Source organism: Alkalimonas delamerensis (genome assembly GCF_030717955.1).
GTDB classification, from domain to species: Bacteria; Pseudomonadota; Gammaproteobacteria; order Enterobacterales; family Alteromonadaceae; genus Alkalimonas; species Alkalimonas delamerensis.
Map to the genome: position 1 here is coordinate 288,181 of NZ_JAUZVY010000004.1, position 16,046 is coordinate 304,226.

The window sequence follows — 16,046 nt, forward strand, 5'->3', positions numbered from 1 at the left end:
TGTCTATGAATGAATTGGTTTTAGCCACCGGCAATCCCGGTAAAGTTGCGGAGCTGGCAGCTATGCTGGCTCCATTTTCCTGCCTTGTTCGCCCACAAAGCGAGTTTCAGCTGGCAGACGCCGATGAAACGGGCTTAAGCTTTGTCGAAAACGCCATCATCAAAGCCCGGCATGCAGCTTTGCACACCGGCTTACCGGCCATTGCGGATGATTCAGGTCTGGCGGTGGATGCATTGCAAGGCGCACCCGGTATTTATTCGGCTCGTTATGCCGGAGAAGGTGCCAGCGATGCCGACAATGTGCAAAAACTGCTGGCAGCCTTGCACCAGCTGGCGCCCGAACAACGCCAGGCTCAATTTCATTGTGTGCTGGTGTTTATGCGTCACGCCGAAGATCCAACGCCCCTAATCAGTCACGGCCGTTGGCAGGGTCTGATTCATCAGCAACCGCAAGGCGACGGCGGTTTCGGTTATGACCCGGTATTTTTTGTACCGGAGCAAGGCTGCACTGCCGCGGAGCTCAGCAAACAGCAAAAGCAACAACTCAGCCACCGAGGTCAGGCGCTGCGTCTGCTGATAAACCAGCTGCAACAGCACGGGTATTTTCAACCTTGAGTCTGACACTGCCACCTTTATCGCTCTACATCCATATTCCCTGGTGCATTCAAAAATGTCCCTACTGCGACTTTAATTCCCATGCCGTTAAACAAGGGATCCCGGAGCAGGCCTACATCAGCCATTTGTTGGACGACTTGCAACAGGATCTGCATTGGGTGCAAGGGCGTGAAGTACAGAGCATCTTTATTGGTGGCGGTACCCCCAGTGTGTTCAGTGCTGAAGGTATTGCGCACTTATTGGCCGGGGTTCGGCAGCGGGCCGCACTTAGCGCAGACTGTGAAATAACCCTGGAAGCCAACCCCGGTACTTTTGAGGCAGAGCGATTCGCCGGCTATGTGGCTGCTGGCGTCAACCGTTTTTCCATAGGTGTACAAAGCTTTTCCAATCCAGAGTTGCAGGCGCTGGGCCGGATCCACAGCAGTAATGAGGCCATTCAGGCCGCCCAACTGGCTGCCACCTTGCCATTGCGCAGTTTCAACCTGGATTTGATGCATGGCCTACCAGGGCAAAGTGTGGAGCAGGCCATGGCCGACTTGAAGCAAGCCATCGCCTTAGCACCACCGCATCTTTCCTGGTATCAACTGACCATCGAGCCCAATACCGCTTTTGCCTCAAGACCGCCGGTCTTGCCAGAAGACGATCTACTGTGGGCTATCCAGGAACAAGGTCACGAGCTGCTGCTGGCCAATGGCTATCAACAGTATGAAACCTCCGCCTATGCCAAAACAGGCCAACAATGCCAGCACAATCTCAATTACTGGCGTTTTGGTGATTACTTGGGGATCGGCTGCGGAGCCCATGGCAAAGTTACGCTTAGCGAAAGTGGTTCCATTCTTCGCACCAGCAAGGTGAAGCACCCGAAGGGCTATATGGATTTAACGCGTCCTTACCTGGATGAGCAGCGTCAGCTGGATGACAGCGACCTACCGTTTGAGTTTTTTATGAACCGTTTTCGCTTACTGGAGCCTTGCCCTGTGCAGGAGTTTAGCGCCTATACCGGGCTCTCAGAGGCCAGCACGCAACCGGCGATACAAAAAGCAATAAAGTTGGGTTTACTGCACCATGACAATCAGCACTGGCAAGTCAGTCCCCTGGGATCGCGCTATTTAAATGATCTCTTAACGCTGTTTTTGGATGAGCCTGAAGCCTGAGCTTGCATAAAGCTTGTTCCCAAAAAAAACAATTCATACTGATTTTGTTGACATTACCAACATTTTACCAATTAGCACTTGGCCTCTGCTTAAAATCCGTTTATAACTTGTACGTCAGGTCAGGCACGGACAGCAACCCTTGATGTATCGATACGTGGGATGAATTTTGCTACTGGGTCAAGATAATAATGAAAATAACAGAAAATCGAGTACCTTTATCAACAGGCTCACCTGTTGAAGATTACAGCATCGTTAAAGCGGTTGGCTACGACGATATCAGTATTACCTACCGGGCATTGTGCAGCCGAAGCAACCGACTGGTCATTGTCAAAGAGTTTTTCCCAGCCGCTCTGGCCTCCAGGCGCAGCAGTTTTGGTGAGCTGCATGTTAGCGAAGCAGCCAAGCAGGACTTGCTCAACGAGAGCATTGAACGTTTTGCCGCCGTCACCACTGGCCTGACAGCTTGTGATCACCCGGCATTAAACCGCACGCTTATCTGTTTACAACATGGCGGTACCCTACTCAGTGTGCATGAAAAGCTCGACAGTCCAACGCTGCATGAGCATATCGAGCAGGCCGGGGTCTTGCCAATGCCTGAGCCTGCCATTCAAGCATTGCTGCGACCGTTGCTGGATGGTTTGCAGCAGCTGCACCAAAATGGCATTGTGCATTCAGGTGTTCAGCCTGAGCATATATTGCTGAAAAACCCTGAAACGCCGGTATTAAGCCACTTCTGTCAATCACAGCTGATAGGTCAGCGCAATACCCTGCCCGCAATGTTGGCTTTGGATGCTGTTTCGCCTTATCTGGCTCCTGAGCTGTTGTCGAAAAAATCTGAAATCACCGCCGCCAGCGACTTTTACGGCCTTGGGTTGACCTTGTACAAACTAATGACCGGGCTGGAGCTACCGCTGGCGCAAGACCGTTTGAATGCAAGCCTCGACAACGAGCCCGATCCTTTACCTCTATTGCGGGAAAAAGCATCGGGCTACAGCGCTGGACTTTGCAACCTGGTCGAAGCCTGTGTCCGATTGCGGCAAAAAGACCGCCCGCAAAGCGTCGATGAAGTACTCGCTAAGCTCAGTGAAACCTCATTGGCTCCTGTGACCAACAACGCGACTGCATCAATACCGCAACCAACGGAAGCGACCAAAGCAATGCCGGCTGCAGCAGCGGCAACCAGCAACAACACTCAAACAAAGCATACCACCACAGCTGCCACTACAGCCCCTATCACAGAAGAAGCAGCTAAAGGCTCGGGCATGACACGCCAATTGCAGCTGGGCGCAGCTGGTATCGCTGCCGTGCTGCTGATAGGGGTGACCTATGCCATCAGTAAACCGTCATCATCCGATCGGCAGGTGCTAAGCCAGCACCATAGCTTGGAACGCCTGGCGCAAATGGAAGCGGAGCGTTTGGAGCAACTGCGCCAAATGTATCAGCTAGTTACCATCCCAGCGGGTAGTTTTACCATGGGTTGCACCGGCCAAAACTGCCCGGAGTCGGAACTACCCAGTCGCACCATTGAAGTACCAGCTTTTGAAATGATGGCGCATCCGGTTACTTTTGCGATGTGGGACGCCTGTGTCGAACAAGGCGGCTGCTCACACCGGCCGCGCGACGAGGGTTGGGGCCGGGGCAACAGGCCGGTCATTAATGTCAGCTTCAATGAGATTGTTTCTGAGTTCATCCCCTGGCTCAATCAGGCTGCCCGTCAGCAATTTCGATTGCCATCGGAAGTAGAATGGGAATACGCAGCCAAAGCTGGTGCTGATACCCCTTACCAATTCGGTGATACCGTTGGCTGCACTCAGGCTCGCTTTGGTCGTCGCAGCGGTGGTGAATGTGGTGTGCAACTGGATGGAACTGCTGCCGTGATGTCGTTTGAGCCCAATAGTTGGGGCCTTTACGATATGCATGGCAATGTCTGGGAGTGGACCATGGACTGCTGGAACAGCAGCTATCAAGGCGCCACCAATAGCATAGCGCCCAGAACCAGTGGCAACTGCGTACGCCGCGTGCAACGTGGAGGTGCCTGGTTATCCAGCCCCAACGAGCTGACAGCGACTTACCGGACCAGCCACGACAACACCATTCGTCACCGAAACAACGGTTTCCGGCTGGTGCAGAGCAGCAATTAACCACTAGGGCTCCGTTTGGAGCCCTAGTGTTTTTCCACCACCACATCGTAGGCCAGCATTTGCGGTAAACGCTGTTGCAGTTGAGATTCAATAGCATTGAGCTCTTTCAGACGCTGGCAAAACAAGGCTGTTTTCTCTTCTAACAGAGAAGCTTTTTCTTCCAGGCCAAAGTTAATGCGTTCGACCAGATGCCCCATCGCATCCCATTGCTGGGGATCGGTTTGCTCAAAATTGGTTTCGGTATGCTGCAAGGTATCGCGCAACGCTTCCCAAACAGCACCAAAGGAGTGACGCGCCAGGTTATTGAGCTGAGGCTTGAGTTCACCATTTAAAAAATGCTCCAGCTCGTTCAGGCTTTGCGGTGCCAGATAAAAATGATCGCCGCTGCGGACAAAGCGGGACATTAACTGAAAGGTAGTTTCACGGATTAATTCGTTCCATTCTGCCTGCTGCGAGCGGCTGCCAACTCCAGATAGCATTCGCTCCATCGCAGACAGGCCCAACTCAACCCCATCGACAGCAATACCAACAATTTCAGGCACGAACTTGCGCAAACCCTGACTGTATTCGGTCACTAAAGCCGTTTCTTCCTGAGTTAAATCCTGCCATTCCCCTTTAATAAAGAGCTGAGTGTCATGGTTAATTTGCATCAAAGTGCGGTCATTGCTCATGATGCGAATTTGCTCCGGCGATATCAGCAGGCCATAGCCAAAACTGATGTTGCAGTCGCGGGCCTGGAGCGGAAAAGCAAGCAGTAAACAAAAAACCAGCAGACGCATCACAATACTTCTCGACAGTCACAATACCAATGTATGGTAGCTTAATTTGCAGACAACTTCAGCGCCTGCAAACGCATGCTGCTTTCTATTCATCGGAAAAACGCACAAAGCGCACGTAAAGCTGTTGGTTTTTTTCTTTGTAGTTATTTTTGCCACTGTACATGGCAATGGCCCAGGCGTGGGTTGGACGGCTGTGAATGCTGGTATTGGTCCAGATATGCTCGCTGTTGGCGCCAGCAAACAGGGTCCGGCGAAGCGCAGGATCGACACAGCGACGCTCAACAATGGCCATCGCCTCTTTAATATCCGGCAAACGCCAGTGCTGGCTATAGTCCGCAAGCATGGTGCTTTGTTGCAAGGCTTCCTGCCAACTTAACCGCACAGCGGTCCCCTCACAGCGCTGCTGAGCCTGGCTCCAGTTTTGACCATAGAGACACCGTTGCCAAATCAAGCCCGTACTTCGCTGATGGACGAGGCCATCCGGTAAAACTTCAAAATCACTCAACGGAGTCGAGGCTGCAATATCCTCAAAGCAAACCTGCTCTGCCAACAATGACTGTGCGGTAAGCAATACAGCAATAATCACAGCAACACGCATAGCACCTCCTTATGGGCTTCGAACCAAACGAACAAAAGCACGACTGTCCGCTCGTTTCGGCAATGAATTGTCGTTGCCATCACGCATATCAATCACCCAGGCAGCATGAGCCCCCCCACCCTCAGCGCTACTTTGCACAGTCCAGTAATACAAATGACCTAACAGCGCTGGCTCAGGCTCATGCCGGAACAGCGCCGGGTCTAGCGCCTTATCAGCGCCAAAATCGACCAGGGTGTTTAACTCGGCCACAGTCGGTAAACGCCAGTTGCCGCCACCACAGTACAAGGCCGCATTGACAGCTGCCACATACGCCTGAGTGCCACAATTGTTGAGGTCAGGGCAGCCATCCAGCGCTGGAGCAGCTTCTCCAAGGTTACCAGCATGCCCCTCGCCCTCACTGGTCCAGCTGTAATAATTACTTGCCGCACGCAGACTGGCACTTGCAACACTGGCCGCGGCTGGCTCTTTGACTTCCCAGATTAAGCCGGTCACATTATCACGAACACAGGAAAAATCAGCGGCATCACGAGGCAGTTCATCACCGTGGCTATCCAGCTTGCTAAAGTCAAAGCCAGCACGACCAACACCGGTTTTATTCAGCAGAGCTGCTATCGCATCGCGTCCAAAGTCAGCATCTTGCCTGGGATAAGCCTGATCATCGCAGGCAATCTGGTCCAATCCATCGTAACACTGGCTTTGGCCGGTATCGACCCGATAATGCAAACCCGAGGACAACACCGTCAAGACCACCTCATCGCTTGCCTGAGCACCGGTGCTGTCCTGCACCTGCAGCTGAAAGCGTAACTCAGGATGCTGCCTGCTGTCCGGCACGACAAAGTTGGTATGGCAAGCCTTGGCATCCATCAGCTGGACCGGCGCTCCGGTGAGCTGTGTCCAGTGACAATCGACAGCACTGCGCAAAGAGGCAGAGTTTGAGCCATCCAACCAGCTGGTGTGAAACTCCAGAACGGTTCGATCCAAACCTGCATCGGCATAAATCCCTGCGGCATTGCCCTGCACCAACAGCACAACCTCCAAAGCATCCGACAACCCGGCTTCATTCTGCACAAAAAGCTCAAACCGGAATTCGCTATCGTCCGCCAACAACGGAGCCTTCAATAACAGAACGGGCTGATTGATTGGCTGCTGCAACCAGGCAACAGGCCCTGCAACTTGTTGCCATAAAAAGGAAAGTGCTTGCCCTTCTGGATCAAAAGAGTCGCTTGCATCCAGTTGAATGTATTGGCCTGTAGTCGCATAGTTTCCATCAGCCAAACCGCCTTGCACCAAAGCAACCGGCGCCGATACAGGACGCATGACATCCACCTGAACCCGGTCACGCAATAAACGCCCGTCGCTCAGGGTATAGCGAACCTCAAAAATTAAACGGGACTCAGGAAGGTCATCTGGCAAAGGTATCGAGATGGTTGCTCCACTGAAAGGAAAATCAGCCAGTGCTGGCCCACTGAGTTGATGCCAGCTAAAGTCCCCGCCAGGCGGGTCGCCTTTTGCACTCAAGTTAAGCGTAGCGCCGGCATACAGCTGCTGATCCAGCCCAGCATTGACGCTGGCAAGATCGTCCGCTTGTGTGCCTTTATCACCGCAAGCGATGAGCAACAAGCACAGCAAAGACATCAAGCAATAGCGGTTCAACATGGCTCCGTCTCTCCTTTAGGGCAAATTGAATCTCCCTGGAAGACAGTAGCACTGCAAGCTTTAGGCCAATGCCCTTCGCTTACAGTGGCTCAATCTCAGGTTTGACACCGACCAAGTGAATTTTAGAGGGACCATATTCGCGCCGGCTACGGACAATTTCTTTATCGAAGTGCACTTCCACTGCAGAAAACAGCTCGTTACGGGCAATGACTTCCGCTTGCGCTAACAAGGCTTTGCGCTGCTCTTCCAGTTTACGGATATCCGCTATCAGCTCAGTCGCTGTGCGGCGATAATCTTCAAACTCGGTGGTTAACTCATTCAGACGCGCTTCAATGGCGGCACTGCCTTCAAGTTTTTTAAACTGCTCTATTTTTTCTTTTACACCTTCCATATCGTGCTTCAAGCCGGTGACACTGGCCCTGAGGACCTCCTGCTTTTCCACTATGGGATCGGTCAGTCGATTTAATCGAATCAAAATAGAGCTGATGGACAAAGCACCAATACTGCCCGCATAGACACCTTTATCCAGATAGAAGTTGCCACCGATAATTTTTCCGGTGGGTTTTTCTTCGGGACCGGCATAGACACTGTGAGCTTCTACCGCACTGTGCACCAACTGCTTGTTGACATAGAGATTACCGCCACAACCGAAACGGGCATACTGCGCCATGTTGCACTGGATATCGCCTTTGGCTTTGACCACCGTGCTGTACTCACTGCCAGCATCAGGATTTGAAACCTGGTGCCCTATTACCGCCCCTTGAATGGTGACATCACCACCGGCCTCCAGCAAGGTTCCCTCTACAACGCCTTTGACAAAGATATTGCCACCGGCAATGACTTTCAACCCTTCATGGACATCGCCATTCACCACCACCGAGCCTTTAAAAATTATGTGGCCGGTGCTGTTATCCACTTCCTTAACACTGAAGACATCATCGACAGTGGCCCCTGCCTCAATGACCCGCGGCAGACCATCCTTTGTTGCTTTTAATAAATCCGGATCTTCTGCGGATAAACCAACTCCCTCCCCCAGGTTCCATTCAACCGTTAAGCCTGGCATCGCCGGTATGGGTTCACCTGTCACCGTCATGCCTTCTTTACCTGTAGTGGGTGGGTGACGGCGCATCAGAGGCTCACCCGGCGCAATGGAGGGGATCACACCAAAATCACGCAAGTCTGCTTTTTTATCTTCAGGATTTAACACCGGGCGATTGCGGCGGCTTTCCATGGACGGGATCAGAGGTTCAAAACGCGAGTTCTCGCCCTGAGTCACAGCACGCCCTTGGGCAATAACGTGCTTTAACTTGGTGCCAGGCTCGGCTTTGCTGGCCTGAGCCACCAGATGAATAATGTTGTTTTTGATAAACCCAAAAACAATTCCCTCTTTTTGGGCCGTTTTCACCAAAGCATTGGCAGAAACCGGCTCGCCACCGTAGGCTGCAGTAATGTGTGCTGACGCAGACATTTTGTCTTCGGCAATGTTGAAGCTCAACTCAGCCGGAATTTTCTCAGCCACCCAATAGGTGAGCTCTTTACTCCCGGGAGCCTGCAGCTTCTCTTTGACCTTTTGCTGCTCTTGCTCGTAATGAGCCAACAAATTCTTAATTTGCTCCGGCACCAGCTTGCAACGTCCAAAGCCCGCTGCCTGCAAGTGCTCTTTCAGCACATCAACTGTCAGCGCTTGCTCAGCAACAGGGACCACAGCATGTACCTGCTGCTCTTTTTCTAGAAAACGGATGGCCGACTCACTCACAGGACAAAAGCACCACATCATGTTGTCATAGTGCTAATGAAACAAAAAAGGAGCAGAAAGGCAAGCCCTGTACCTACTTTACACAGGGCTTAAGTGCAGATTAGATATAATTATCCTGATGCACCCGGATAAAAAGGTTGGTATTGGATTTGCTGTAGTCGATTTTGTATTCTTTATTGTTCAGTGCCTGTACAAAAAGCAAAGTTTTACACTCGCCAAAAACATCGGTGCTAGAGATATCGACCAACTCCAAATAGCGCTCTTTGGCTTCGGCTCTGTTGGCCGGAACTGGCTCATTAAATGGCTTCACGCCGTGGCGTGTTACGATAAGTGGCGGATCTTCATCATCATTAATAATGACAAGGTCAACTTTCTTTTGCTTGTGGATAATGGTATTCCGGCCACTGACCAGAAATGCTTTTTCGTAATTATTCATGCATTGCTACCTGACGTCATCCTGTAAAATTAATTTTATTATGATACAGCCATTCTGAACTGTCTAGCCTAAGAGCCTGACTCCATGGCTGTGGTGAGTTGCTGCATTCGCAGTAAATTCACCTCCTTACAAAACTGCGCAGCCGGGGCATCAATGCAATTCAGCGGGATAAAGAGTTCGTAACCACAAAACTGTCCAAGCTTTTGCATCCGGTTGGCAAACATGGCCAGAATGCCATCATAGTTCTGCTTCGGAGTCGAGAACCGATCCTTTTCTGCCAACCACTCAGTAGCACACTGGCCTTGTGGGCACTTTTCTTTTAATACAGCAAACCAAAGTGCGCGCTGCTCCATCATCAGTTTAATGGCAAGACGCAGTGGCAAATGCTGCAAAAAAGCATGAAAGTCGGTGACTTTAAAAGCAATGTAATTGACTTCATGCTCCAAATCAGGCTGAGGGCTGCAATGGCTAAAGGCCTGCCAGGGCAACAACCAACTCCCTTTTCGATGGTGGTAGTGCAAGCCTTGCTCATCGCAGACCACCCCATACAATGGCTCGGATAATTTCGCCCACCCTGCGAAGATGCCAATAGCGGATGCGATAAAGGCAATCGCCAGCATGGGGGTTGCTTGCTCGACAAACAGCCAGCTAAACAATGCCAACACCACAAAAACGCCGGTACTGATCAACAAGGTGATGGCACCACCTTCATTACCACTGGCTTTGTAGCGCTTAAAAGGAGCTCCGCTCTCATCGACTGCTGTCATGCCCAAAAAATCCTCTGCTGCTTCGCTCTTTACTATACTGGATTCGATAAATGCTTGCTATCTTGAGCCAGATCAGTTGCGGCTCCTTTATACGACCAATACCGGCTTCACTGCGACAACATGAAATCCAAACGTCGCTAATTTACATACAATAGGGGTGCTTGCACCAAGCGCACATGCATTGATTTTAATGACTGGAGTTGTTGTGGCTAAAAAATATTCTGCCATTGTCCTTTTCTTGCTAACCGCCCTCGCGTTGTTGGCAGCCTATTTATTTTACCAAACCCAGCAAGAGACCAATGGTCAGCGGCCGCCTGCCAGGGCTATCGCTGTCAAGACCTCACATGCCAGCATGCAACCACTGGCGCGGCAAGTCAATGCATTGGGTACTGGCTTAGCCAACGACTCGGTTCAACTGATTGCATCCAGCAGCGAGTACCTCACCTATCTCAATGTGATTGAAGGTCAAAGTGTGCAACAAGGAGAGGTTATTGCCCGCCTGAATGATGTGGAGCAACGGGCCCGGGTTGCAGAATTGCAAGCGCAGTTGACCGAGCAGCAACGGCAGTTAGAGCGCCTCAAGAACCTCGCTGCCACCCAGGCTGCGGCACAGTCCATGCTCGATGAGCAGCAAAGCCGGGTCAATACTACCCTGGCCCAATTGGAAAGTGCCGAGTCACGCTTACGGCAAATGACCATTCGAGCGCCTTTTGATGGCGTGCTTGGTCTTCGCACGGTCAGCCAGGGAGCCTTTGTCAACAGTGGCAGTGTCATCACTACGCTGGATAATATTGCCCAGCTGCGGGTTGAGTTTAATGTCCCTGAACGCTTTATTGCTGAGCTTGCCGTTGGCATGCCAGTCGCCATTCGCAACATCGCCTTTCGCAATGAGATTTTTGAAGGTCAGATTAAAGCCATTGACCCCCGCATTGATCCGGTGACCCGTTCGGTGCGAGTGCATGGTGTGGTTGATAATCAGGAGCTTCGGCTGCGTCCCGGCATGCTGCTGGATGTTCGGGTTACCCTTGCCAATCAGGATGTGTTAATGGTACCGGAAAATGCCTTGGTGCCTCTGCAGAACCGCCAGTATGCTTTTACAGTCGGCGAAGACGATAGAGTCACCCAGGTTCAGGTACAAGTGGGCGAACGGATCCCGGGCTGGGCCGAAATCCTGGATGGCCTTGCCGATGGCGATGAGATTATTGTCGAGGGCGTGCAAAAAGTACGCACTGGCGTCACCATTCGTCGGGCGGAGTAACCTATGCTGTTATCAGATTTGTCGGTGAAACGCCCGGTCTTTGCAACCGTGGTCAACCTGCTGTTGCTTACCTTCGGCATCGTCTGTTTTACCATGCTGCCATTACGGGAGTATCCCAGCATCGATCGCCCGGTAGTCAGTATCAGTACCGTTTACCCCGGTGCCTCCGCTGAAATAGTGGAGTCACGCATTACCCAGCTGCTCGAAGACAGGATCAGTGGCGTTGAGGGCATCAACAACATTAACTCAACCAGCCGCAACGGCCGCTCCAACATTACCATTGAGTTCAATATAAGTCGGGACATTGATGCCGCTGCCAACGATGTCCGGGAGCGGGTTTCCAGAGCTTTGAATAATTTGCCTGATCAGGCTTTTCCACCCGAGGTTTTTAAAGCCAGTGACGACGACGATGTGGTGGTGTGGTTCATTCTGAACAGCGAAACCATGACCTCTCTGGAGCTGACCGATTACGCCGACCGGCATATTGTCGAGCGCTTTTCGGTGGTCGATGGTGTAGCCAATTTGCGTCTTGGAGGTGCCAGGCGGTATGCCATGCGGATCTGGCTCGATCAGGAAGCGATGGCTGCCCGTCAGGTCACTATTCAGGATATTGAGAATGTATTGCGCAGCGAGAATGTCGAATTACCGGCAGGTAACATTAAGTCGATTGATCGAGATTTCACCGTCCGGGTCGCCCGCACCTTTTTAACCCAGCAAGATTTCCGTAACCTGGTGGTCAAACGTGGCGCCAACAACTACCTGGTCCGGTTGGGTGAAGTGGCGCATGTGGTGCTGTCCTCTGAAGATGAGGAAAGTGAGTTTCGCAGCGATGGCCGTAATGTCCTTGGCATTGGTATAGTCAAACAGTCCACCGCCAATACGCTGGAAGTGGTGCGCAATGCCAGAGCTGAGATGGAACGGATCAAACAGAACCTGCCTGCAGGCACCACCATCGAGCCCGGTTACGATTCATCGCTCTTTATTTCAGAGTCAATCAAAGAAGTGTACCGCACCCTGGCCATTGCCATGAGCATGGTGGTGCTGGTGATTTACCTCTTCCTAGGCAATGTTCGGGCAACCTTTATCCCTGCCATCACGGTACCTGTTGCCTTAATTTCTGCCGTTACCGTGCTGTATGCTCTTGGTTTTTCGATTAATTTATTGACCTTGTTGGCCATGGTGTTGGCCATTGGTCTGGTGGTGGATGATTCCATTGTGGTATTGGAAAACATTTATCGCCGGATTGAACAAGGTGAACCTCCGCTGCTGGCCGCCTACCGCGGGGCTCGGGAGGTTGGCTTTGCTGTTATTGCAACCACCCTGGTGCTGATTTCTGTGTTCGTGCCTCTGGTTTTTATGGAGGGGCAAATTGGCCGCCTGTTTACTGAGTTTGCCCTGGCCGTTGCCGCGGCAGTGGCATTTTCCAGCATCGTCGCTTTGACGCTATCGCCGATGCTGTGCAGTAAAATCCTGAGTCACCGCAAACGCGAAAGCAAACTGGGGCACTGGCTGCATATAGGCTTTCGTGCTCTGGAAGCCGGTTACCGCAAACAGCTGGAAACCGTCACCCAAAGTCGCTGGCCGGTCATTGGCCTGGTGGCGTTGTGCCTGCTCTCAAGTTTGTTGTTGCTGCGTTTACTGCCTTCAGAATTAGCGCCAAGTGAAGACAGGGGCACTTTCTTTGTCAGCATGAATGGTGCTGAGGGTGCCAGCTACACCAGCAACAGCCGCAACATGCAGCTGGTCGAAGATGTACTGATGCCCTACTACGAGCGTGGTGAATTCAATCGCTTGCTGATCCGGGTTCCCGGCTGGGGCAACAACGGTGGTATTGCGATTGTCGGCTCTGAGAACTGGCACAATGAGCACCGCCGCTCTGCCGAGCTGATGAACGAAGTCCGTATGAAACTCAATGAGCTGCCAGACATTCGCGCCTTTACCTTTATGCGCAGTGGCCTGGGAGGCGGCGGTGGCGGCGGCCGACCTATTCAGTTTGTACTGCAGGGCAATACCTACGAAGAGTTGGCTCGCTGGCGCGATATTGTGCTGGAAAAAGCGGCAGAAAACCCAAACTTATTAATGTTGGACCACGATTACCGGGAAACGGTACCACAAATTCTGGTCGACATTGACGTGGAGCGTGCTGCTGATCTCGGTGTTTCCATTGGGGCCATTGGCCGCTCGCTGGAAGCCATGCTGGGCGGACGCCGGGTGACCACCTTCCTCGACCGTGGTCGCGAATACGACGTGTTGCTGGAAGGCTGGGACGACGATTTCCGCTCGCCATCCACCATAAGCAATGTTTTTATTCGTTCAACAACGTCCAACCAGCTGATCCCACTGGATAACCTGGTGACCTTGCGCGAAGAAGCGACTGCCTCCAGCTTAAACCGCTACAACCGGATGCGGGCCATCACCATCAGTGGCAACCTGGCACCCGGTTACAGCCTGGGTGAAGCACTGACCTACCTGGAAAACATCGTCCGAACCGAAATCGATGATTTTGTTGGCATTGATTACAAAGGCGAGTCCTTGCTCTATCAGGAAAGTGGTCGGGCGACGTTCATGGTGTTTTTATTGGCACTGCTGATCACTTACCTGGTCCTTGCAGCCCAGTTTGAAAGCTTTATTCACCCCTTGGTGATCATGATCACCGTGCCACTGGGGCTGGTGGGTGCTTTATCCGGGCTTTATTTCTCTGGCATGACGCTGAATATCTACAGCCAAATAGGCTTGGTGATGCTGATAGGGCTGGTAGCGAAGAATGGCATCTTGATTGTGGAGTTCGCCAATCAGCTGCGTGATGCCGGTGTAGCCTTTGAAGAGTCGGTGAAACGGGCTGCTGTGCAGCGTCTTCGCCCGATCACCATGACCGCCTTTACCACCGCCATGAGCAGCTTGCCACTAATTTTAGCTTCAGGGCCTGGCTCGGAAAGCCGTATGGTCATAGGTACCGTGATCTTCTCTGGCGTTGCTTTGGCGACCTTGTTGACCCTTTACGTAGTGCCGGTGATGTATACGGCATTGGCGCGCAACACCGGCTCGCCCAAACGACTGGCCAAAGAGTTGGAAGCACTGGAAGCCGCTGCTGGGCCTGACAAGTAGCCTTAGTTACAGCAAAAGCCCGCGATGACAACCGCGGGCTTTTTTTCTTGTCCGTGGTATTAAAAAGGAATTACGCTGCCGTCCCAGTTCAGCAACAAACCGCTTTGCTCAGCCGTAAGTCCCTCGGCCACAGCAGCCAGTCGTGTTGCGGTACTGGCTGGCGTTTGCAATTGCCTGGCAGGCAGCCGCGCCTGAAAAGGCGCTGACAGCGCGGAATCTGTGGTGCCGGGGTGCACCGTCACCAACACCGCTGTTTTGTTGCGCCGCTTGAGCTCAATACTGGCTGTTTTCACCAGCATATTGAGCGCAGCCTTGCTCACCCGGTAGCTGTACCAGCCTCCCAACTGGTTGTCGCTGATGCTACCCACTTTGGCACTGAGCACCATCACTTTGATGCCCTGCTGCCTGAACAGATAAGGCATCATGGCTTGCAGGTACCTGGCCGGTGACAGCAGGTTCACCGCAAGCGCTTGTGTCCACTGGCTATCAGACAACTGACTGATGGCCTTTTCTGGTTGCATGGTATCGCCATGCAACCAACCCTGACATAGGATCACCAAGGCAGGCGCAGGGTCAAAACAATGCGCAAGGCCCGAAGTCAGTTGCGATGGCTCCTGCTCATCCAGTTGCTGCCAGTGCAGTGCAGCGGACTTCGTCAAAGCAGCAGGTTCGGGCTGTCGACTAAGCGCCATCACCTGCTGCCCGGCAGTTAGATAATGCTGACACAGCGCCTGCCCGATGGCACCACTGGCCCCGACAATGACAACCTTAGACATGAAGCACCGCCTTAGCGGCCTGCTGCCCGGCCAACCAGGCATTCTCAACCCGCCCGCCTAAAGACCAGTCCCCTGCCACCACTGCTGGGAAACGGGCACTGGTGAGGATCCCTGGCGCCGGCTTACTGGCATCGACAATGGCATAGAGCCAGCGATGATGCACACTGGCACCTAGCTGAACTGGCTGCTGAAACAAAGTAGACAATGCATCGGCAGCACAATCGATCAAAAACTGGCTGGATGCATCCCGCTGCTGCTGACTGAACTCAGGGGTAAAGTGCAGCACCCACTGCTGCTTCGGTGATGTCCGGCCCGGCTTGCTGTCTTGCCGGGCCACCCAGCTAAGCGGTCCTTCTTTAACAAAAATACCTTCTGCCGGGTGTGCCATGGGCTGATTCAACTGCAAGGCAACAGCCTGACAAGGCAGCAAGATGTCGTCTGGGATCTGCTGTTGCAACACTGGATCCAAACTCAGCAATGCAGCCGCCTGAGCCGGCGGCAGTGCCAGCACCAGAGCATCAAAACCACTGAATTGACGGCCATCATCCGACTGCAACTGCCAGCCATGCTGGTATTGCAGCTGCTCGATACGACAACTCAATAGCAACTTATCAGCCAGGGTGTGGCTACGCCAGGGGCTGTGCATGGCAGGGGTGCCCACATAGCGCCTGGTATCGTCTGGCGATGCTTGCAACTGGCCATCAACAAAACAATACAACTGAGGATCCCAGTGCTCAACCAGTCCTTGCTGTTGCCAGTCATCCACTTGTTGGCGAAACGCTGGGTGCCTGGCGGTAAAATACTGCGCCCCCAGGTCAATATGGCCCCCAAAAGCTCGCTTAGCAGAGGCGCGCCCTGCTGATGCCCGGCTCTTATCAAACCATTGCACTTCAATACCTTGCGCCAATAAGGCTTCACCACAAGCCAAACCGGCAACACCGGCTCCGACAATTGCTACCCGCATGCATGATTCCTTTTCATCCAATTGGCCGAATGTACGTATAAT

Annotated in this window: 13 protein-coding genes; 5 read left to right on the forward strand and 8 right to left on the reverse strand. The window is 52.6% G+C overall.

Annotated features, from left to right (window positions below; all coding sequences use genetic code 11):
• The first annotated feature begins 5 nt into the window (after positions 1 to 5).
• From rdgB to Q3O59_RS11520, 3 genes are all read left to right on the forward strand, one after another.
• Positions 6 to 614: an RdgB/HAM1 family non-canonical purine NTP pyrophosphatase gene (gene rdgB, locus Q3O59_RS11510; protein ID WP_305945712.1), complete on the forward strand. Its 609-nt coding sequence runs from the start codon at positions 6 to 8 to the stop codon at positions 612 to 614.
• Positions 611 to 1,768, forward strand: coding sequence for a radical SAM family heme chaperone HemW (gene hemW, locus Q3O59_RS11515; protein ID WP_305945713.1), 1,158 nt, complete (start codon positions 611 to 613; stop codon positions 1,766 to 1,768). Before rdgB ends, hemW begins: the two co-directional genes overlap by 4 nt.
• 188 nt (positions 1,769 to 1,956) lie before the next feature.
• Complete coding sequence (locus Q3O59_RS11520; protein WP_305945714.1) at positions 1,957 to 3,909, forward strand: SUMF1/EgtB/PvdO family nonheme iron enzyme; 1,953 nt, start codon at positions 1,957 to 1,959, stop codon at positions 3,907 to 3,909.
• 23 nt (positions 3,910 to 3,932) lie between these two features.
• Here Q3O59_RS11520 and Q3O59_RS11525 read toward each other — a convergent pair whose 3' ends face one another.
• The 6 genes from Q3O59_RS11525 to Q3O59_RS11550 form a co-directional block, all read right to left on the reverse strand.
• Complete coding sequence (locus Q3O59_RS11525) at positions 3,933 to 4,688, reverse strand: DUF2884 family protein (RefSeq protein ID WP_305945715.1); 756 nt, start codon at positions 4,686 to 4,688, stop codon at positions 3,933 to 3,935.
• A gap of 85 nt (positions 4,689 to 4,773) precedes the next feature.
• Positions 4,774 to 5,286 carry an Lcl C-terminal domain-containing protein gene (locus Q3O59_RS11530; RefSeq protein ID WP_305945716.1) on the reverse strand — a complete coding sequence of 171 codons (513 nt, stop codon included), beginning with the start codon at positions 5,284 to 5,286 and terminating at the stop codon, positions 4,774 to 4,776.
• A 9-nt stretch (positions 5,287 to 5,295) separates the two neighbouring features.
• Positions 5,296 to 6,942: an Lcl C-terminal domain-containing protein gene (locus tag Q3O59_RS11535; RefSeq protein WP_305945717.1), complete on the reverse strand. Its 1,647-nt coding sequence runs from the start codon at positions 6,940 to 6,942 to the stop codon at positions 5,296 to 5,298.
• Between the two features lie 79 nt (positions 6,943 to 7,021).
• Positions 7,022 to 8,698, reverse strand: a complete 1,677-nt coding sequence (locus Q3O59_RS11540; RefSeq protein WP_305945718.1) for a flagellar assembly protein A — start codon at positions 8,696 to 8,698, stop codon at positions 7,022 to 7,024.
• A 100-nt stretch (positions 8,699 to 8,798) separates the two neighbouring features.
• Positions 8,799 to 9,134, reverse strand: a complete 336-nt coding sequence (locus tag Q3O59_RS11545; RefSeq protein WP_228591538.1) for a hypothetical protein — start codon at positions 9,132 to 9,134, stop codon at positions 8,799 to 8,801.
• 68 nt (positions 9,135 to 9,202) lie between these two features.
• Positions 9,203 to 9,901: a DUF2982 domain-containing protein gene (locus Q3O59_RS11550; RefSeq protein WP_305945719.1), complete on the reverse strand. Its 699-nt coding sequence runs from the start codon at positions 9,899 to 9,901 to the stop codon at positions 9,203 to 9,205.
• Between the two features lie 205 nt (positions 9,902 to 10,106).
• On the opposite strand from Q3O59_RS11550, the gene Q3O59_RS11555 reads away from it, so the two are divergent.
• Both Q3O59_RS11555 and Q3O59_RS11560 read left to right on the forward strand, forming a co-directional pair.
• Positions 10,107 to 11,159: an efflux RND transporter periplasmic adaptor subunit gene (locus Q3O59_RS11555; RefSeq protein WP_305945720.1), complete on the forward strand. Its 1,053-nt coding sequence runs from the start codon at positions 10,107 to 10,109 to the stop codon at positions 11,157 to 11,159.
• Between the two features lie 3 nt (positions 11,160 to 11,162).
• Positions 11,163 to 14,264, forward strand: coding sequence for an efflux RND transporter permease subunit (locus Q3O59_RS11560; protein ID WP_305945721.1), 3,102 nt, complete (start codon positions 11,163 to 11,165; stop codon positions 14,262 to 14,264).
• Positions 14,265 to 14,323: 59 nt separating this feature from the next.
• Here Q3O59_RS11560 and Q3O59_RS11565 read toward each other — a convergent pair whose 3' ends face one another.
• Positions 14,324 to 15,040, reverse strand: a complete 717-nt coding sequence (locus Q3O59_RS11565) for an SDR family NAD(P)-dependent oxidoreductase (RefSeq protein WP_305945722.1) — start codon at positions 15,038 to 15,040, stop codon at positions 14,324 to 14,326.
• Positions 15,033 to 16,004 carry an NAD(P)/FAD-dependent oxidoreductase gene (locus Q3O59_RS11570; RefSeq protein WP_305945723.1) on the reverse strand — a complete coding sequence of 324 codons (972 nt, stop codon included), beginning with the start codon at positions 16,002 to 16,004 and terminating at the stop codon, positions 15,033 to 15,035. Before Q3O59_RS11570 ends, Q3O59_RS11565 begins: the two co-directional genes overlap by 8 nt.
• Positions 16,005 to 16,046 lie beyond the last annotated feature (42 nt).